General features: G+C 36.8%; 17 protein-coding genes and 1 tRNA gene. 4 read left to right on the top strand and 14 right to left on the bottom strand.

Features of this window, described 5'->3' with window-relative positions; all coding sequences use genetic code 11:
* Window positions 1–59: 59 nt before the first annotated feature.
* The 3 genes from V5290_RS12095 to V5290_RS12085 all read right to left on the bottom strand — a co-directional run bounded on the left by V5290_RS12095 (window position 60) and on the right by V5290_RS12085 (window position 2,820).
* Window positions 60–1,307 (bottom strand): leucine-rich repeat-containing protein kinase family protein, encoded by a 1,248-nt coding sequence (locus V5290_RS12095; protein WP_333385984.1) that lies wholly within the window; start codon window positions 1,305–1,307, stop codon window positions 60–62.
* Between the two features lie 151 nt (window positions 1,308–1,458).
* Window positions 1,459–2,184 carry a heparan-alpha-glucosaminide N-acetyltransferase gene (locus V5290_RS12090; protein WP_333385980.1) on the bottom strand — a complete coding sequence of 242 codons (726 nt, stop codon included), beginning with the start codon at window positions 2,182–2,184 and terminating at the stop codon, window positions 1,459–1,461.
* A 21-nt stretch (window positions 2,185–2,205) separates the two neighbouring features.
* Window positions 2,206–2,820 carry a LysE/ArgO family amino acid transporter gene (locus V5290_RS12085; RefSeq protein WP_333385978.1) on the bottom strand — a complete coding sequence of 205 codons (615 nt, stop codon included), beginning with the start codon at window positions 2,818–2,820 and terminating at the stop codon, window positions 2,206–2,208.
* A 122-nt stretch (window positions 2,821–2,942) separates the two neighbouring features.
* Between V5290_RS12085 and V5290_RS12080 the strand changes: the two genes are divergently transcribed.
* The gene (locus V5290_RS12080; protein ID WP_333385975.1) at window positions 2,943–3,848 is read left to right on the top strand and encodes a LysR family transcriptional regulator ArgP; all 906 of its coding nucleotides are present in this window, start codon (window positions 2,943–2,945) and stop codon (window positions 3,846–3,848) included.
* A 29-nt stretch (window positions 3,849–3,877) separates the two neighbouring features.
* On the opposite strand, the gene V5290_RS12075 is transcribed toward V5290_RS12080, so the two are convergent.
* On the bottom strand, window positions 3,878–4,327 hold the full coding sequence (locus V5290_RS12075) for an Rrf2 family transcriptional regulator (RefSeq protein WP_333385972.1): 450 nt from the start codon (window positions 4,325–4,327) through the stop codon (window positions 3,878–3,880).
* A gap of 156 nt (window positions 4,328–4,483) precedes the next feature.
* Here V5290_RS12075 and hmpA point away from each other — a divergent pair, with 156 nt between their 5' ends.
* Window positions 4,484–5,668 (top strand): NO-inducible flavohemoprotein, encoded by a 1,185-nt coding sequence (gene hmpA / locus V5290_RS12070; RefSeq protein WP_333385969.1) that lies wholly within the window; start codon window positions 4,484–4,486, stop codon window positions 5,666–5,668.
* Window positions 5,669–5,973: 305 nt separating this feature from the next.
* Here the strand turns inward: hmpA and V5290_RS12065 are convergent, their stop codons facing one another.
* A complete protein-coding gene (locus V5290_RS12065) occupies window positions 5,974–7,608 on the bottom strand; it encodes a response regulator (RefSeq protein WP_333385968.1) in 1,635 nt (544 codons plus the stop codon).
* Between the two features lie 182 nt (window positions 7,609–7,790).
* A tRNA-Tyr gene (locus V5290_RS12060) sits at window positions 7,791–7,874 on the bottom strand.
* Between the two features lie 135 nt (window positions 7,875–8,009).
* On the opposite strand from V5290_RS12060, the gene V5290_RS12055 reads away from it, so the two are divergent.
* Together V5290_RS12055 and V5290_RS12050 are read left to right on the top strand one after the other, a co-directional pair.
* Window positions 8,010–8,564, top strand: a complete 555-nt coding sequence (locus tag V5290_RS12055; RefSeq protein ID WP_333385964.1) for a VC2046/SO_2500 family protein — start codon at window positions 8,010–8,012, stop codon at window positions 8,562–8,564.
* 248 nt (window positions 8,565–8,812) lie between these two features.
* A complete protein-coding gene (locus tag V5290_RS12050; RefSeq protein ID WP_333385961.1) occupies window positions 8,813–9,397 on the top strand; it encodes a DUF3332 family protein in 585 nt (194 codons plus the stop codon).
* Window positions 9,398–9,497: 100 nt separating this feature from the next.
* Here V5290_RS12050 and purU read toward each other — a convergent pair whose 3' ends face one another.
* The 8 genes from purU to V5290_RS12010 form a co-directional block, all read right to left on the bottom strand.
* Entirely contained in the window at window positions 9,498–10,337 is an 840-nt protein-coding gene (gene purU, locus V5290_RS12045; protein WP_333385959.1) for a formyltetrahydrofolate deformylase, read from the bottom strand.
* Window positions 10,338–10,397: 60 nt separating this feature from the next.
* Window positions 10,398–10,856 carry a YchJ family protein gene (locus tag V5290_RS12040; protein ID WP_333385956.1) on the bottom strand — a complete coding sequence of 153 codons (459 nt, stop codon included), beginning with the start codon at window positions 10,854–10,856 and terminating at the stop codon, window positions 10,398–10,400.
* 62 nt (window positions 10,857–10,918) lie between these two features.
* On the bottom strand, window positions 10,919–12,589 hold the full coding sequence (asnB, locus tag V5290_RS12035) for an asparagine synthase B (protein ID WP_333385953.1): 1,671 nt from the start codon (window positions 12,587–12,589) through the stop codon (window positions 10,919–10,921).
* Window positions 12,590–12,796: 207 nt separating this feature from the next.
* Complete coding sequence (locus tag V5290_RS12030; RefSeq protein WP_333385950.1) at window positions 12,797–14,413, bottom strand: cation:proton antiporter; 1,617 nt, start codon at window positions 14,411–14,413, stop codon at window positions 12,797–12,799.
* A 225-nt stretch (window positions 14,414–14,638) separates the two neighbouring features.
* Window positions 14,639–16,279 carry a hypothetical protein gene (locus V5290_RS12025; RefSeq protein ID WP_333385946.1) on the bottom strand — a complete coding sequence of 547 codons (1,641 nt, stop codon included), beginning with the start codon at window positions 16,277–16,279 and terminating at the stop codon, window positions 14,639–14,641.
* A gap of 185 nt (window positions 16,280–16,464) precedes the next feature.
* Complete coding sequence (gene yfaE / locus V5290_RS12020; protein WP_333385943.1) at window positions 16,465–16,719, bottom strand: class I ribonucleotide reductase maintenance protein YfaE; 255 nt, start codon at window positions 16,717–16,719, stop codon at window positions 16,465–16,467.
* 14 nt (window positions 16,720–16,733) lie between these two features.
* Complete coding sequence (gene nrdB, locus V5290_RS12015; RefSeq protein WP_333385940.1) at window positions 16,734–17,879, bottom strand: class Ia ribonucleoside-diphosphate reductase subunit beta; 1,146 nt, start codon at window positions 17,877–17,879, stop codon at window positions 16,734–16,736.
* Between the two features lie 88 nt (window positions 17,880–17,967).
* The gene (locus V5290_RS12010; protein ID WP_333385937.1) at window positions 17,968–18,777 is read right to left on the bottom strand and encodes a sterol desaturase family protein; all 810 of its coding nucleotides are present in this window, start codon (window positions 18,775–18,777) and stop codon (window positions 17,968–17,970) included.

The raw sequence follows: 18,777 nt of genomic DNA, 5'->3' as shown, positions 1-18,777 counted from the left end.
TCTATTTTAGAAACGAGTAACTTAAATTTTTAAGTTACTCGTTTAATGTTAGTTAGATGCTATTCAGTTAATACTTTTAGCATTTGGTATTCATGGCTGTCTATATCCTCAGCGCGGCACACACTCAATAGGTCGTCAATAAAGTGAATTAATGCACGTTCTTCCATCTCTTTAATAGTGCTTTGAATGACAGGTAGCAATCCTTGATAGTTACTAGCAGCACCAAAATCCCCAAAAATAATATTGCCTTTTTCATCAAACAAGGTGTTGTGAGCATATAAATCGCCATGACAAACTTGATTGTCGTGTAAGTATTCAAAGACGGTTTGCATCTGTTCAATTATTTTCTTAATAGTGGAAATCGGTAACTCAAAACCTGACTCAAAGGTGTCGCGAGTACAAGTATCAAAGTTAGGTGGTAAACCTAGATTTTTAAAGTGTAGTGGGATCAGTTCCATCACTAAAGCGAGTTGGTCTGGCTGAGCAACCTGAGCGATAGGTTTAACTAAGTTACGATGAGTTCCCACCCTTAGACATGCATCTAGTTCATCTTCAGGATAACCATCACTGGTAACTTCGCCCTTAAATACTTTAACCGCTATATTTTCAGGGAAGTGTTTTTCTGGATTACCTGTGGCACTCCATTTAGCTTTATAGATAACACCTGAAGCACCTTGTCCAAGCACTTCCTGTAATTCATATTGTGTTGCATCAATCTCAGGTATTTTGTGATCACTTTTCTCATTATCGCAAAATGGGTTACCGGAAAAAGCAAACCAAGCGAGTTTAGGTAAATTGAGCACCTGTATTGGAAATGCTAATAATTGATTAGCCGAAATTCTTAATAGCTCTAGGTTTATCAGTTGATCAGTACTTTTAGGTAAACGCTTTAGTTGGTTGCCGGCTAAAGCTAGTTTCTGCAAGCGTGTTCGATAGCCCAATGTTTCAGGTAACTGAGATATTTTGTTATCGGTTAAAATTAACCAACGCAATTGCTGCGGTAGCGATTCACTGCTGACCGTAGTAATTTGGTTTGATTTAAAACCAACCATTTCTAAATTACGACAATCACCTAAAACATCAGGTAATTCAGTAAAACGGTTATTAGAAGCAAAAATAATTTTTAAATGACTAAGTTGCGCTATCTCTTTCGGCAAACTACTGAGTTGATTGTTTGATAAATCAAGTATTTCTAATGTATCGGCTAACGTTAAAATTTCCATTGGAAACTCCGTTAGTGATTCAACTAATTGTAAACGTTTGATTCCAAGTAGTTTTCCTGACTTTAATTGTGCAAGCGTATGCAAAATAGGCTTCCTAATAACGGTGGGGTTGAATAAGTAAGCACATAATATAATAAATATTAGCTAAGTGCTCGCATCAAGATTAGGTGAAGCCAGTTAAAATGCGGGACTAGCATGGGTAAGAGGTAAAGGGGTAAGAGATAATTTAACGTATTTATATTTTAGCTATAGCGAACATGATCCCGTACATAATTGGTTGGTGGAGAATATAAATAGCCAAGGAGTGTTGTCCTAACCGAGCTAAACTATTGGTTAACTTATTATTTTTTATTTTTAGGTTAAATAATGACTTATGCATTAGATAAATACCAATCAATACCGATGCAATCCACGGGACAAAACTGACTAGATCAATTGTTTTTGTAGGGATATGGAGATGGTGAACAGACCATTCCCAGAGTGGTCGCATACTAATCCATCCTAGTTGATAGGTAATCAAGCAAGTAATGCCAATGATTAGTGCTGTATTTGGAAAACGCGAAAAGAGTGCAGCAATGGGAAGTGCTATTGCGATGAAGTGGATAATGCCGAAGTAGACCCATGCATTAGGGTACATAAATACACTTCCTACCGTAATTAACCAAGCGACAACAATTAATTTTAGCGTTGATTTGGTTAATTTAAGCCAGCGGATTTGTTGTGAATAGACGAGGTAACTGCTCATGCCGACGGCGAGTAAAAAGCCGCTAACAATGATTCTTCTAAATATACGCCATTCTAGTTGTGTATTGGTGTTGATATCCCACCAGTCAAATACTGCGAGGTTATAACAAAAGTGGAAGATAACCATTAATACAATGGCGCTCCCACGTAATAGGTCCACTTCAAAGATACGTTCTTTTAACTTTAGATGTGGAGTATTTTGTTGTTGTATAACCATTTTACGCTTTCTTATTGTGTATTAATTAGTGAATACATAATATAGCAAATAAGTTGCCAATACCCACATCATACAGGCAATTACAAAGTCAATAATCTGCTGACTTTTTGGTTTAGATAAAATAGGTGCGAGCTTTTGACCTAATAGAGATAATCCGAAAAACCAGATAAATGAAGCACTTACCCCACCAAGAACAAACCATGGACGTTGATCTGCTGTTAAGTTCGCGGCAAAACCACCTAAAATGACCACAGTATCAATATACACATGGGGATTAAGAATAGTAAAAGCGCAACACGCTAATAGAATCGCTTTAAAGTTACGGTTTTTATGGTCACTATTAAGCCTATTTTCACCTTGTGCAGCACTGTTGAAAGAGAGAAAGCCGTAGTAATACATAAAAGCAGCGCCCAGAATCCCAATGCCTGTCAATAACCAAGGATTAGCACTAAATACTTTCGCACCTCCCCATACACCAGCAGACATAAATACGGCATCGGCAATTGAGCAAAAACCGGCTACAAATAGGTGATATTGGCGACGAATACCTTGATTAAGTACAAACGCATTTTGCATACCAATTGGCATGATTAAAGTTGCCATTAAAGTGAGGCCGGTAAAGTAGGTTGTGAACATATTATTCCAGTTGGTGATTATTAATTATGGCTACTATAGTGACTTTCTTAGTGTTAGTGTATCTAATAAATTTAATGTTTAATTAGTTTTTCTAATGACTGTGATAAATGGAGAGATAGTTGATGGATTTAAGCCAAATAGATTATAAATTATTGAAAGCATTGGATGCAGTTGTCATGGAGCAAAGCTTCGAGCGTGCTGCTCAACGACTATTTATTACTCAATCTGCTATTTCTCAACGTATTAAAACATTAGAAAAACAATTTGGTGAACCATTATTAATTCGCTCTACACCACCTCAATCTTCGGAGTTAGGCCGCGTTTTATTAGGGCATTATCAACGTGTATTGCAATTGGAGATGGAACTAAATCAGCAGCTTGAGTTACAAACTAATCAAGTTCAAACTTTACCATTAGCAGTGAATGCAGATAGCTTAGCGAGTTGGTTGATTAATGCGTTAAGTCCCATCATTCAGCAAAAAAATGTACAACTTAATCTATTTGTTCAAGATGAATCAACGACTTGGGAGCGTATGCGTAGCGGTGAAGCATTAGCATGTTTAACCAGTAAAGCGAAAGCAATCAGCGGCAGTGACAGTTATTTTCTTGGCTATATGGAATATGTATGTGTAGCTAGCCCTGACTTTATCCAGCGTTTTTTTAAAAATGGTGTCAATAGAGAGAGTTTGCAGCATGCCCCCGCAATGTCCTTTGATCAACACGATGATATGCACTTTGCATTTATGAGGGAACACTTTCAATTACAGATGGGGCATTACCCCTGTCATACTGTTCGTTCTTCGGAAGCATTTATAGATTTAACATTGGCCAGCGGTGCTTATAGCTTCAATACTACTTTTGGTGTCGAGCAACACCTTAAGAGTGGGGCTCTGGTGGATCTATTACCTGAGCAACGAGTACGAGTGCCACTGTATTGGCATTGTTGGCAGTTAGGCGGAGAGTTGATGAAACAACTAACTGAACAGATAATTCAATATTCACATCAGGTGCTTAATCAACAGCACTAACTTGAAAGCGATATTAGTGCTTTATAGGCTTATGATAGTTCGATAGGTTTATCGAGTGTTACTTTCCAAACATCATCGCTCTTAGCTATGCATATATCGGCTAAACTATGTTTTCTTAACTCGTCCAGAAAAGCCTGCATCGCTTTATGAAAAATAGGTTTGACCAAACAAACGCTGTTTAAGCGACAAGGTGGATCTTGGCAGTTAACTGGCGACAAAGTCGTTTCCATTACTTCGATGACGTTACCTAAATTGATTGTATTAGCCGGCTTTGCCAGTTTTATTCCACCACTTTTTCCTCGTACTGTTTGAATAAACCCTGCCTTACCTAAATGATGAATTACTTTTGTTAGGTGATTAAAGGAGATCCCAAATAGTTCTGCAATATCTGTTGCTTTAGATAATGGCGCCTGATCAACTTGCGTATTTAAGTAAATTAATACACGAATGGCGTAATCCGTATGTTTAGTGAGTTGCAATAGATAACCTTTTAACCATGATTAGTATTTGTTGTTTTACTTTATTTTAGTCGTTTAATTTTAATTATGCATTTTAATTGCATCTTTTAAAATAAGTATTTAATATGCATTTTAAATTTAAATATGTATTTTATATGCAACTTAATGAGGTGGCACATGTTAACAGATAATGAAATTAAAATAATTAAAGCGAGTACACCTGCTCTGGCTGAGTATGGCGAGCAGATCACTGGACGTTTTTATCAAATATTGCTGGCTAAAAACCCTGAATTAAAAAATATCTTTAACATGACCAACCAGAAATCGGGCAATCAAAAACAAGCATTAGCGATGGCTGTTTATGCCTTCTCAAAATATGTTGATAATTTGTCAGTAATCTTAGGTGACGTAGAGCGTATTGCTCAAAAACATGCCAGCCTAGGCATTAAAGCTGAGCATTATCCACTAGTAGGAAGTGCATTATTAGAAGCTATTGAAGAGATACTAAATCCTGGTGAAGAAGTCATCGCTGCGTGGGCAAGTGGCTATGGCATATTAGCGAATGTATTTATTGAAAGAGAAAAGGCATTGTACGAAGAGAATGCTCAGAAAGCTGGTGGATGGTCTGATACGCGTGATTTCATTATTGTAAAAATGCATCAAGAGACACCTTTGATCACCTCTTTTTATTTGCAACCTAGTGATCAGGGAGTAGTCTCTGAATACACCGCAGGTCAGTATATTAGTATTTATTTACAACCTGAAGGACAGGCGTATCAGCAGATTAGACAATATAGTTTATCTGGTGCATTTGATAAAAAAGGTTACCGTATTTCTGTTAAAAAAGAGTTGAACGATCAAGGCGAAGGGTTAGTTTCTAATTATTTACATAGTCAATTTAAGGTGGGTGATACCGTTAAAGTAACACCGCCATGTGGTGAGTTTGTATTGCAAAAAACCGATAATCCAGTTGTGCTGATTAGTGGCGGTGTAGGTATTACACCGATGCAAGCGATGCTAGAAACGTTAACTCAACAAACTGAATCGCGTGAAGTACATTTTATCCATGGCGCTCAAGATCGCCAACATCATGCATTTAAAAATGAGCTTGATTTGTTAGTAGAAAAGCAAAAAGTTGATGCTCATTGTTTTTATCAGCAAGTCGATACTCTGTCGTCCGGTGAATACCAAGGTTTGATTGATATTCAAAAAATACACAACTTACTGCCTGCTGGCGCAGAGTATTATATTTGTGGACCGGTAGTGATGATGAAAGCGATTTATCAACAATTAAAAGACTTGAAAGTGAGTGATGAGCAAATTCATTATGAAGTGTTTGGACCTAACAAAAGTCTAGCTTAAGCACTTAGCATATGCCGTTTAACTGTTACTTAATGCGTTAAGCGGCTTAAAGTGTTTTTTGAACGAAGATGTTTGGTGAGCTGATCATTTGATCTACTAAGCTAGCAATCTATTACCTTGTTAATCCATTACCTTATTAAGCTATTACCGTAATAATCTATCAACTTAGTAACTTAACTTGTTTAATTTCCTACCTTTGTAACGTGGTTATCTTTTAAATTGCCGCTTTAACCTTTAACCTTTAACCTTTAACCTTTAACCTTTAACCTTTAACCTTTAACCTTTAACCTTTAATCTTTAACCTTTCAAATTGCACCTTTAATCTTTTTAAGCTCGTGGCGAAGAGCTTGTAAACGTTCTGAATGAACTTCTGGTAGGTGGGTGTTGTTTAATAATGCAGTGGTATTTTGAAACTTCACTATTAAATCACCTTTACTTTTAGGATTCTGTTGCAACATATGAATAAATACTTGTGAGCGATTCAGAATAGCGCCAGAATTTAAAGGCTCTAGTAATAAAGCTTGATCGAAACGTTCTAATGCCTCTTCATATTCACCATTAGTGAAGTGCTCGATACCTGCCTTATTGTGTGCTTTAAAAATATCCATACGTTGTTGTAACGCTTTACCAGTATGTTTTTTAATATTAATTTTAGTCGTTGGATCAATAATATGGCGTTGTTCTAATTCAGCAAGTAGTGGCGTTGCTTCTTCAAATTCACCGATATCCAATAAAGAAAGTGAGCTTTCAATTAAAAAGGTGGTGTCGAAATCCGTTATCTCACTGGTTATATTTTTTAAAGTATTAAAAATACGGCGTTTTGCTTTGAGTGGTTCATTTAACGTAAATAATACGTTGGCTTGGTAAATTTCATCGAAACCATTAAAGTTAAATTCTTTATTTTTACCTTCTTCAAAGCGGCTTTGATATAAGGTTGAAGAAACTCGCTTTAAGATCTGCCGACGCTCATTTAAGTCATGTTCTTGTTTGGCCAGATTAAGAATACTGCGTAAATAGTTCGCAAGATGACATGGATCTGGGTAGAACGAGTTACGGCTGAGAAATAAAATAGATGAGTAACTGTTTACCATTACTAAGTATTCTTCCATCTCATTGGCAAGTAAGGCGACTTCTTGATGGCGCTCGATGCTGTGATGGGTCGCATTTGCAGCTTGGCTTAAAATAGTTAACGCATTACTCAGTTGACCGTCTTGCTTATAGGAGCGAGCTAACCAACGATAAGCCTCCATCTGCAAAGGTGAGCTTTCTATTAAACGTGTTAACACTTCAATCGATTCTTTATACTTTTCTTGTAAAAAAAGAGATCTACCTAAACTAATGCAAGGTCTAACTAAAGGTCTGAGTTCAACCAATGGTTTTAAAATGCGGTCTGCACTCGTAAACTCTTTTGTTTCAATATAGATTTCAGCCAATAAATTTTTACATAAGTTACGGTTTTCTGATGAGGCTTGAATCTTATCTTTACAAAGAGAGATTGCTAATGGGTAATCTTTATCTGAAATCGCTTTATAGATATCTTGAAGTATGGATTTTCGTTTTGTGGCTGCTGTCAGTCGTGTACTTAGTTGTACAGGAGAGAAGGGTTTCATTAGATAATCATCAGGAGACTTTTCCATTGCAGTTAGCACCATGCGCTTGTTGCTGTCGCCAGTGATGATAAAACAAATTGCGTGGTCTGGAATTAACTTATTTTGTTTTAGGTAATCTAAAAGTTGTACACCATTCTTACCTGCGCCTAAATTGTAATCAAACAAGTAAATATCGAATTTAATGAGGCTGGCAACTTTGACTGCTTGCTCGGTTGTTTCAACAAAGGTCATATCTTTAGCACCTTGGTTGATCAGCATCGTCTTCATCATTACATGAAATGGTTTTTGATCATCTACTATTAATATTTTTTTATTATTATAACGATACATAGTTAATACCAATCTAATTCACATTCTGCTTTGTTGATAATACCAAGTACATTAATGGGTAAAAATAAGTAAAGGAGTGTAGGCGGTATTTGTCAAGATATAGCCCTTTTTACATTATGTTTGAATAATTTAAAAGGGATTAGAAGCAGAAAGTGGCGTCTCTGCATAGAATGAAGATGAAATGGTGGAGGGAGGTGGATTCGAACCACCGAAGCTTTCGCGACAGATTTACAATCTGTTCCCTTTGGCCACTCGGGAACCCCTCCGTTATTTCGAGGAGCATAATATCAGAAAATAATTACATGTGAAGATTAAATTCAAAAAAACATTAAATAAAATCAGCTTGTTGCCGATAAAAATAGGAGTGAACATAAAAAAGCAGCAGGAACGCATCTTTCAGTATGAATATTGAACAACTTAAACAGCAAGCGGTGATAAATGAATGGCAGTTAGGGCAGCAGTTGAATACTGCTGTGCATACTGGCGCCCGTGATAAGTTTAATTTATTGCTCAGTTTCTTATCTGATGATGCACGTGACTTTGCGCAATTTGATGTTAAAGCTAACCCTGAGGCTGCGACTAAAAATGAAGATTTACGCGCATATTTTGAGTTGCCAGCAAGCCAACCATTATTAAATGCAGGCCCATCGACCAAATTATTAGCTGAATTAAATGAAGATTTACATCAGGCGAAACTAGCAGATATTCGTCTTAAGCAGTTATTAAGTAATGAAGCTGTACTTTCTAGAAATAAGCAGAGCACTTTACCGCTAGATATCATTGATAATTTACCCCTGCATAAAAAGCTACGAGTAAATACAGGGGAAGAGTTTAAAACGAATGAGCCTGGCTTAGAAAATCAACATTTACCAGGCATTGATGCAAGCCTATTGGATGAATATAAGCATCTAGATTTAGATAATAATCCTTTGAAAATAACTCGTCCAAGATATTGATATGAGTAATACTTTATGACGATTTTACGCCCCGCCTATTAATTAATCCTAGATTATTGAGTAAAGTGACTGAAGGACCTGACAAAACATCCTTGGTTGAACTTCACTTATTGTATGCTGTCATATTCGCAACTTAACTAACATTAGGCTAATACAATCCATTGTTTTTTTATATTGTAAAATAGAAGAAAGTAGCGGAAGTAGTAGGGATTAGTTTTGTTTGTATATATCAAAATAGGAAAGTATTTATGAGAAACAAAATGCCTAAAAGTGCTGTGAAAAAAGTAGCTATGTTTACTGCTGTAGTATCGTTAACGTCAGCTTTGTCTGCTTGTGTTGGTAGTAATGCAGTTACTGATAAAGTAATGCAGTTTAACTTAGAGGTAGTGGACAATCGCTACGCTCGTGGTGGTGTTAATATCTTATTATTACCTGTTTATGCATTAACATTAGCGGTTGATGTCGTTGTCTTTAACTCTTTAGAATTCTGGACAGGAAAAAATCCACTTAACGGTAGCCCACATATTTTCGACTCTGAGGTGAAAACGCAATACCAAATAAACGATGGGTTAGATCCATCATTAAGGAAAGCGCCGCTAAAACCATTAACTAATAAAACAAGCGACGAAAAATCAGTTTACTCTGTGCAAGTAAATCCTGTGAATGAAAATACTATTGATTACGATATTGTTTACACCAACGGTGAAAAAGCAGTGCTACGTGGAGAGAAAGTTGGAGAAGATGTTACGTTCTCATTAAACGGAGAAGTGGTTACAACTGCGTCAATGAATCAATTATCTGAATATATGTCTGAGCAACAACCGCAATCTTAATAACTTAGCTTAGTCTGAAGCTTAGCTTTGTTGATTATCGAATATAAAAAAACCTTAACAAATGTTAAGGTTTTTTTGTTTTACAGCGTTAATTATTTAACTATTTAAATACTACGGTACGATTCGCGTAAACAAACACTTTATCATCTAATACTTGCTGCAAGGCACGACTTAATACTGATTTCTCAACGTCTCGGCCTGCTTTGGCTAATAACTCTGCACTATAAGCGTGGTCTATATGTGCTACATCTTGGGTAATAATTGGACCTTCATCTAGGTCATTATTAACAAAGTGAGCGGTTGCACCGATAATTTTTACACCACGGTCAAAAGCTTGTTGATAGGGTTTTGCCCCAATAAACGCCGGTAAGAACGAGTGATGAATATTGATTAAGCGATTAGCATAAGTTTCTACAAACTTAGGCGTTAAAATACGCATGTACTTCGCTAAAATAACGTAATCAGGCGTATAAGGAGCAATCGTTTCTAATACTTTTTCTTCGTGCTCTTCGCGTGTTAAACCTTCATGACTTACTGTGTGGTAAGGGATGTTAAATTTAGTCACCAGATCTTCTAATACATCATAGTTACCAATAACTGCTGCAATTTCAACATCGATGCCACCATAAGTGCTTTTCATTAAAATATCGCCGATACAGTGTGCTTCTTTAGTTACAAGAATAACGATACGTTTACGTTGTGTTGAGTTGATCAATGAACGTGATGAACCTGCTGGTAGGCTGTAATCTAAGTCTGCTAACAATGTTTCATCGTTAAAAAAGCCTTCAATCTCAGTGCGCATAAAAAAGCGGTTGTATTGATGGTCAACAAACTCATTATTTTTAACAATATTTAATTGGTGTTTTTGACAGATATTAGTAATTTGTGCAATCAAGCCCTTCGAGTCAGGGCAAGTTGTTAATAGTGTTTTCTTTTGCATTATTTTCTCTATTGATTAAAACATGTCGCGCAGAACTGTATTCGCTTAATTATGATGCGTTTAGCCACAACACTTTTTATATTTTTTACCGCTACCACATGGGCAACTATCATTGCGCTGTATCTTACCTGATTTTTGTTCAGGATAAAAAGCTCCATCACAATAAAACCATTGGGCTTGCTGTTTTACAAAGTTTGAGAGTTCATGGTGGCAACGTAATTGACCTTCGGAATGATACCAAGCTTTAAATTCTACAAAGCCTTTATCGATATCGGTTTCAGTACTCACTATTTCCAGGTTTTTCCAATCCAATGATTGCTCTGATAATTGTGCGACGGTTAAGTCACCACGATAGTCAGGGTGATAAGTGGAAAATAAATATTCACCTAGTTGTAAGCAAAATGCACTATAACGAGAACGCATTAGTTGCTCACAGGTACTCGCAGTTTGCTGACCGTCATGCAATGGTTGGCAGCAATCCTGATAGGCTTTACCGCTTTTACATAAACATCCATTCATTTTCTTTGCCCCATAAAAAAAGCGCTCATTGAGCGCTTTAATTGTTTCAGTTTAAGCTGAAATTATTTTTGCGCGTAAGCATCATTATGTATGCCAGCAGCACGGCCAGATGGGTCCGCATTGTTTTGGAAACTTGCGTCCCAAGCTAATGCTTCAACTGTTGAACATGCAACAGATTTACCATGTGGAACACACTCTGCCGCACTGTCTAGTGGGAAGTGCTCTTCAAAGATACTACGGTAGAAGTAAGCTTCTTTTGTATCTGGTGTATTGATAGGGAACTTGAACTCAGCTGTTGCTAGCTGTTGATCTGTCACTAAAGTTTCAACGTGCTCTTTTAGTGTATCAATCCAGTTGTAACCAACACCATCAGAGAATTGCTCTTTTTGACGCCATAGTACTTCTGGTAATAATTGCCCATCAAATGCTTCACGTAGAATATTTTTCTCGATGCGGCCATCTTTGATCATTTTAAGTTCTGGGTTAGTACGCATTGCTACGTCCATGAACTCTTTATCTAAGAATGGTACACGTGCTTCAACACCCCAAGCTGACATCGATTTATTAGCACGTAAACAGTCAAACATGTGTAGTTTGCTTAGTTTACGGTTTAACTCTTCATGGAACTCTTGAGAGTTTGGCGCTTTGTGGAAGTATAAGTAACCACCGAAGATTTCATCAGCACCTTCACCTGACAGTACCATTTTGATACCCATCGCTTTAATCTTACGTGCCATTAGGTACATAGGAGTCGATGCACGGATAGTTGTTACATCGTAAGTTTCTAGGTGGTAGATAACTTCTTTAAGTGCATCAATACCATTTTGAACGGTAAAGATAATAGGGTGGTGAACGGTACCTAATTCGTCAGCTACTTTTTGTGCTGCTGCCAAATCTGGTGAACCTTCTAGGCCAACAGAGAAAGAGTGCAGTTGTGGCCACCATGCGCCACTCTCGTCGTTATCTTCAACACGTTGTTTAGCAAATTTCTGTGTAATTGCAGAGATAACTGAAGAATCTAAACCACCAGACAATAATACACCGTAAGGTACATCACACATTAGTTGGCGTTTAACCGCTTCTTCTAATGCTTGGCCGATTTCTGCAGCGCTACCGCCGTTATCTTTAACTGCATCATATTCCATCCAATCACGAACGTAATATTTAGTTAATTCACCAACTTCACTGTCTAAGTAATGCCCTGGTGGGAACTCAGATACTTTAGAACAGATAGGCGTTAATGCTTTCATTTCTGACGCCACGTAGTAGTTACCGTGCTCATCCCAACCTTGGTATAGTGGAATGATACCCATATGGTCACGACCAATTAGGTATTTGTCTTTTTCTTGATCGTATAAACAGAAAGCAAAGATACCGTTTAGGTCATCTAGGAATGCATTGCCTTTCTCTTCGTATAAACCAAGGATAACTTCACAGTCAGACTTAGTTTTGAATTGGTAACCACAAGTTAGCTCTGCCGCTAGTTCTTTATGATTGTAGATTTCGCCATTAACAGCAAGGATGTGTGTATTATTTTGATTGTATAAAGGCTGTGCACCATTATTCACGTCTACGATAGAAAGACGTTCATGAACAAGGATCGCTTTATCAGAAGAATAAACGCCAGACCAGTCTGGGCCGCGATGACGAAGCAGTTTTGACATTTCAATTGCTTGTTGGCGCAATGCGATAGGATCGCTTTTAATGTCGAGCACACCAAAAATAGAACACATAGGGTTACCTTTTATTATGTAAACGAATAATAAGGTTATTCGTTACTTCTTGAATTACTTTTAAGCACCACTTTATCAAGAGAAGTGCTTCGTGATCAATCTAGATCAACATACTGAGAGAGTTGATTTTTGCAGAATAAACATCAAAAGTCACACGAAATCAGTACAATTTACTAACAAAAAACATCGATAGCGGGATATTTCTTATTATAAGTCCAGTTTATGAGGACTTTTTTCTAAAATTGTTTGGAAATCTGTCCAAACATGTCGTGCGAATCCAGCACCAGCTTCTTCATACATGTTAAACACTAAATTCACACCTAATGCATTTAATTCTTCTTCATCAGTTTTATAATGTGCTAATGCTGCGACTTTAAAGCTACAGTTTTCAATATTATTTAATTGCTCGGCAGCATAGCGATTACCATTATGATCAGGCATTGCTAATAGAATTAATTTAATTTTATCTGTGAGTTGTAGTTTATTCCAAAAATCTGAATCTAATGCATCGCCAGTGATCACGCGTCGTCCAACTTCTCGGTGTTGTAGCGTAGTGAGATGGTTGTAATCAATACCCATTACTTTTTCACCATAAGTGGTTTTCAGCGCATCGTATGCACCGACGCCAATCCGTCCCATTCCCATCACTAAAATTTGTGCGTCACCAACACGTACTGGGCGATCATCTAAATGTAAACGTGTTGCTTGATAGCGTTTTAAAGCCAAACGGTAACGGTCATATATAGCATCTGCATACTTATTTAATAAAGCGGCGATAATAAAACTCAGTGAAACGGCAATTGCAGTGATAATTAACCAGTCACGACTTAACCAGCCTTTGTAAGTTGCTAGAGAAGCCACGATTAATCCAAATTCACTGTAGTTTGCTAAACTAAAAGCAGCAAATAGTGAAGTGCGCGAACGTAGTTTAAATTTACTGAGGGTTAAGAAGTACAGCACAATTTTTCCGGCTAATAAGACTGATAGCACTAGAGCAATCATTAAGTGGTCAAATTGCGGTAAGCCTCCAAAACCTATGTTTAAGAAGAAACAGACCAGGAACAGTTCTTTTAAATTGAATAATGAACGAGCCATCTCTTTTGCACTCGGGTGTCCAGCTAATAACATACCGGCAATCAGCGCACCTAAATCCGCCTTCATACCTAGACTTTCAAATAAACCTGCACCAACAATTAAAGCTAATACAAAGCCGTATAAAACCAGTAACTCTCCGTGGCCAGCTTTATCTAATATCTTATAAAGTAGTGGTCTAATTAATGGCAGTGCAAGCAAACCGATCGCCCAGATAGAAGGAACTTTACCAACTGAAATGGTTAAAAACAGGACAGCAAAAATATCTTGCATGATTAAGATACCAATGGCGATTCGCCCATAAAGTGAATTTGCTTCACTTTTTTCTTCTAAAATCTTAACCGCAAATACAGTACTAGAAAAGCTTAAGGCAAAACCGATAAGGACTAACCCATAGATATCTAGTTCAGAAAATAACGAAACCCCTAACTGTTTAATAATAAATAATATTGCCGTGTAAAATAGAATACTGGCGACAATATGAATACTGGCTCCCGCCCATACTTCAGACTTTAACAGGGTACGAATATTTAATTTTAAGCCGATGGAAAAGAGTAACAAGGTTACCCCTAAATTAGCTAAAGTAACTAATGCATCGGATGACTCAAAACCCATGAAGTTAAGAGTAAAGCCGGCTAACAAGAAACCTACCATTGGCGGTAAACCTGTTAAATTAATGATCATGCCAAAACTGAAGGCCATACCAATGAAGAGTAATATTGTGCTGTCCATGAATTCACTTATTTATATAATTGGGGGATTGATTTTGAAAACGTTATGCCGCGCTATTTTATAGTATTGCGTTTATATTTACTTATTAATTTAGTTCGAGAGGGATTCCTATAGTTAAATGATTGGTAGTCTTTGCCTTTTTGAAAATAAGGCATTAATACTGATAAGTAGTAAACGAAAAGATAATGAACGTATTGCTTACGCTCATTATCTGATATTCAATTATTATAGGCTTTTAATCGAGTATTCGTTTTGTGGTTGAGTAAGCAATTCATATTCAACAAAAGTGGTGGTATCAGGCCAGTGTCGGAATACATTGATAACAATATTATCATCTAACAGCCAATGAAAGCTGGCTTCTCCCTCTGAAGTATCACCTGTAGAGTGAGTTGGTTGACCGTATTTTTTCATTATTTCATTTTTAACTTTTACAATTAATTCAGGCTTATTTCTACCAATATAAGTATAAGTTGCTTTAACAAAGTCAGTTTTGTCAGTGTATTGTATGTTTAGCTCACTAGTCCCTTTAATAGATGCTCCAGTGAAATAAGTGTCCGATAAAGATTGGTTATCTTCTGAGATGACTTTAATAGATTGCTGTTTTATCTTTTTTCTTAATAACTCTCGATTAGCGCAGCTGATCAACTCTCCGAACATTTTGGTAGTAGCCTCTTTCAAACAGAGTTCATGATCAATTAAGTGCTGAAGTCGCTCTTTTGCCCATGTTTGCGATGACTTTTTATAAAGTGTTATTGCAGTCTCTTTATCTTGGTTAATAAAAAGGCCCATTTCATAAAAATAAGCTAATTTTGCATGCGCTAGTGGATAGTTTAGCTCAGAAGCATATTGATAATTTTTTACCGCTTTTTGTAGGTTAGCGCTTATGTTGTGTTGATAATCTATTGTTCCATTTTCATAAATTTGACCCAGTATGTAATATGCTTCTGCATTACCTCTTCTAGATGCTTGGGTATACCAGTCAATCGCTCGTCTTATACTTTTCTCCGTCCCTTTACCAAACTCTGATAAACGCCCTAGTTGGAATTGAGCATTAGTGTTACCTTGTAATGCTGCGCGTCGGTACCAACTCATTGCTTTAGCATTATCTACTTCCCCAACTTCTCCAGATTCAAAAATAGTACCTAACTTAAAGGCAGCTTGAGAGTAATTATTGTTTGCTGACTTTGAATAGAGTTGTATCGCTTTCGAGTAGTCTTGTTTTTTTCCTAATCCATGTTCATACATATAAGCTAGTTGGTATTGTGCTAATGCATTATTTTGGTTGGCTGCAGCTTGATACCATTGCACGGCTTTTTCATAATTAATTTCTAATGCTTCACCGGATTGGTAAATTTTACCTAAGTCTATTTGTGCATTTACATGCCCTTGTTGTGCTGCTTTTTCATACCAATAAATGCTTCTATCGTTATCTTTGCGAGTGCCAATACCATATTGATAATAATTACCCACTTGGAACTGTGAAATTGGATCGCCTTGTTTTGCGGCTAACAGATAGTAATCTAAAGCTATCTCACTATTTTGCTCTACACCAGAGCCTTTTTCGTAAAGTGTACCGAGTACATATTGTGCGGCTTCATATTCTTGTTGTGCAGACTTTTTGTACCAATAAACGGCTTTTTTAAGGTCTTCTTTCACACCCTGTCCACTTTCATACATCCAACCAATAGTGTATTGCGCTGGCGCATCACCTTTCTTTGCTAGTGGTAACCAAATTTTTACTGCTTTTTTATAGTTGCCTGAATGAGCAGCCTCATAACCTTCAGAAAATTTTACTTGAGCTGCTACTTGTCCCGACAAAAGGGGAAGGGCAACCGTCAAAATAACTAATGGGGAAAATATTTTCATAGTATAAACACTAAATTCCATGTGACAAAAATATGATGTAATTGATTATGCCATTAGATTACGATTAAAACAGGTATATATTTCTTATATTTAAATATAAATTTATTTTATGAAAGTGATCTACTTGGTGTTTTTTAAATATTACTTGATGAGGGTTTGATTTTATTGGCTAATATCTATGCGTGTTAAGATAGGGACTTGATTGTAATGTCTTTTTTGCTTTTACTGCAACACAGTAATACCTCACCATCTTTCAGGTAAGCCATTGGGAAAGTGGTGTATGAAACATCACCAGAAACAAGCTGTGAGCGACAGGCGCCACAATGCCCATCTCGGCAATGAAACTCAACAGACACTGCTTGCTTTTCTAAGTTTTCAAGCAGTGTCGCCTCTTCATCTAACGTATATTGTTTGCCATTATAAGTGAGTTTAGAGGACATATTGTTGGCCATTCTTATAGTTCAAAGCTACTTAAGTCTTCACTATCAACAGTACTGTTGATTTGACCTACTAGATAAGAGCTGATTTCAGCTTCTTGTGGTGCTACTTGAACATTGTCACTGACTAACCAGTGGTTAATCCATGGAATTGGATTAGTCTTAACTACAAAAGGTGCTTCATAGCCAATCGCTTGCATACGCTGGTTCGCAATATATTCAACATACTGGCATAAAATTTCTTCGTTAAGACCGATCATTGAACCATCTTTGAATAGGTATTGTGCCCATTCTTTTTCTTGTTCTGCAGCTTTTAAGAAAATATCACGACCTTCAGCGAAGCATTCGATAGCAATTTCAGCCATCTCAGGATCATCTTTACCGTCAGCCCAAAGATTCAGCATTTGCTGAGTTGAGTTAAGGTGTAATGCTTCATCACGAGCAATTAGCTTGATAATCTTTGCATTACCTTCTAATAAGTCACGCTCTGCAAAGGCAAATGAACAAGCGAATGACACATAAAAGCGAATTGCTTCTAATGCATTTATAGAACAAACACATAGGTACAATTTCTTTTTAATATCACGTAATGTTAATTTTTCTGTTTCACCTTCGATATTAACGTAAGGTACTTCGTTTTGCTCTAAACCATGTAGCTGCATAAACTGCACTGCATGGATTAAACCGTCGTAATAAAACGAGATATCAGTAGCACGCTTTTGAATTTCATCGTTATTTACAATATCTTCAAACACTTCGTTTGGATCTGTAAATAAGTTACGAAGAATATGTGTGTAACTACGGCTATGAATTGTTTCAGAAAAAGACCAAGTTTCGATCCAAGTTTCTAATTCAGGTAACGAAACAATAGGCAGTAATGCCATATTAGGACTACGGCCTTGAATTGAATCTAAAAGCGTTTGGTACTTCAAATTTGAAATGAAGATATGCTGTTCGTGATCTGGTAAATTTAAAAAATCAATGCGATCACGGCTTACGTCAATCTCTTCTGGACGCCAGAAGAACGACAACTGTTTTTCAATTAATTTTTCAAATACTTCAAATTTTTGTTGGTCATAACGAGCCACGTTAACCGGGTTACCAAAGAACATAGGTTCTTTCATTGCATCGTTGGAAAGGGTAGAGAAAGTTGTGTAAGCCATGTGACTCTCCGTGGTAAATTATTGATGGGTATACTATACGGATGAGCCTGTATTTTCTATCACTTTAAAGAGAAAAATATTAGTTAAATTATTTCTTCCGTTTAAAAGGCATCACTAATAATCCCCACAAATGCGCATTGTCTTTAGCATCTGGAAATTCTGTGATGCCAATATCAATCTCTAGGTCTGGTTTTGTGGCTTGGGCAGAATAGCTACCAAATAAACGATCCCACCAAATCACACTAAAGCCATAGTTGGAATTACTCTCTTTGAATAGCTGACTGTGATGAATACGATGTAGAATTTGAGTCATTAAAACTAATCGTGTTACCGCTTCTACTTTTGCAGGTAAACGAATATTAGCGTGATTGAATATGGCAAAGCCATTGAGTAATACTTCAAATAAAATTACTGCAAAGGCGGGAATCCCTAATACAAAAATAGCAACGCCTTTAATGACTAAACTCGCAATGATCTCTAAGGGGTGAAAGCGTAACCCGGTGCTACTATCTACATGTGTATCGGCGTGATGCACTTTGTGTAGTTGCCACAATAAAGGTATTTTGTGGAATAGTCTGTGTTGCCAATAAATAAGCATATCTAAAAATAACAAACTAAGGGTTACGACTAACCATCCTGGAAGCTCAATCAGGTTAAATAACCCTATTTTTTGTTCAGTGAAGAATAAAGCTAAGCTCATTAATCCTAATGGGAATATTAACCTCGCTGATAAACCTGATATAAATACGATGCCAAAGTTACCTATTAAACGCATTCTCTTAGAAGGCGCATTAGACTTAGTAGGTAACTGGCGCGCAGGAAATAATCTTTCTACAGTAAACATCACTGCTAAAATGCTAATAAAAATGATTAACCTGAGCTGGGCATCATCAACCAT

The sequence above is a fragment of the Psychromonas arctica genome (assembly GCF_036697365.1).
GTDB classification, from domain to species: domain Bacteria; phylum Pseudomonadota; class Gammaproteobacteria; order Enterobacterales; family Psychromonadaceae; genus Psychromonas; species Psychromonas arctica_A.
The sequence above is the reverse complement of the archived record's forward strand: the minus strand, read 5'-3'. Positions and strand labels throughout refer to the sequence as shown.

Bases quoted from the DNA above. Each gene is read 5' to 3' on its own strand.
- V5290_RS12090 (WP_333385980.1), bottom strand. From the start codon at position 2,184: ATGGTTATACAACAACAAAATACTCCACATCTAAAGTTAAAAGAACGT.
- V5290_RS12080 (WP_333385975.1), top strand. From the start codon at position 2,943: ATGGATTTAAGCCAAATAGATTATAAATTATTGAAAGCATTGGATGCA.
- hmpA (WP_333385969.1), top strand. From the start codon at position 4,484: ATGTTAACAGATAATGAAATTAAAATAATTAAAGCGAGTACACCTGCT.
- nrdB (WP_333385940.1), bottom strand. From the start codon at position 17,879: ATGGCTTACACAACTTTCTCTACCCTTTCCAACGATGCAATGAAAGAA.
- V5290_RS12025 (WP_333385946.1), bottom strand. From the start codon at position 16,279: ATGAAAATATTTTCCCCATTAGTTATTTTGACGGTTGCCCTTCCCCTT.
- V5290_RS12010 (WP_333385937.1), bottom strand. From the start codon at position 18,777: ATGGTTGATGATGCCCAGCTCAGGTTAATCATTTTTATTAGCATTTTA.
- purU (WP_333385959.1), bottom strand. From the start codon at position 10,337: ATGCAAAAGAAAACACTATTAACAACTTGCCCTGACTCGAAGGGCTTG.
- V5290_RS12040 (WP_333385956.1), bottom strand. From the start codon at position 10,856: ATGAATGGATGTTTATGTAAAAGCGGTAAAGCCTATCAGGATTGCTGC.
- asnB (WP_333385953.1), bottom strand. From the start codon at position 12,589: ATGTGTTCTATTTTTGGTGTGCTCGACATTAAAAGCGATCCTATCGCA.
- V5290_RS12055 (WP_333385964.1), top strand. From the start codon at position 8,010: ATGAATATTGAACAACTTAAACAGCAAGCGGTGATAAATGAATGGCAG.
- V5290_RS12030 (WP_333385950.1), bottom strand. From the start codon at position 14,413: ATGGACAGCACAATATTACTCTTCATTGGTATGGCCTTCAGTTTTGGC.
- V5290_RS12085 (WP_333385978.1), bottom strand. From the start codon at position 2,820: ATGTTCACAACCTACTTTACCGGCCTCACTTTAATGGCAACTTTAATC.
- yfaE (WP_333385943.1), bottom strand. From the start codon at position 16,719: ATGTCCTCTAAACTCACTTATAATGGCAAACAATATACGTTAGATGAA.
- V5290_RS12050 (WP_333385961.1), top strand. From the start codon at position 8,813: ATGAGAAACAAAATGCCTAAAAGTGCTGTGAAAAAAGTAGCTATGTTT.
- V5290_RS12065 (WP_333385968.1), bottom strand. From the start codon at position 7,608: ATGTATCGTTATAATAATAAAAAAATATTAATAGTAGATGATCAAAAA.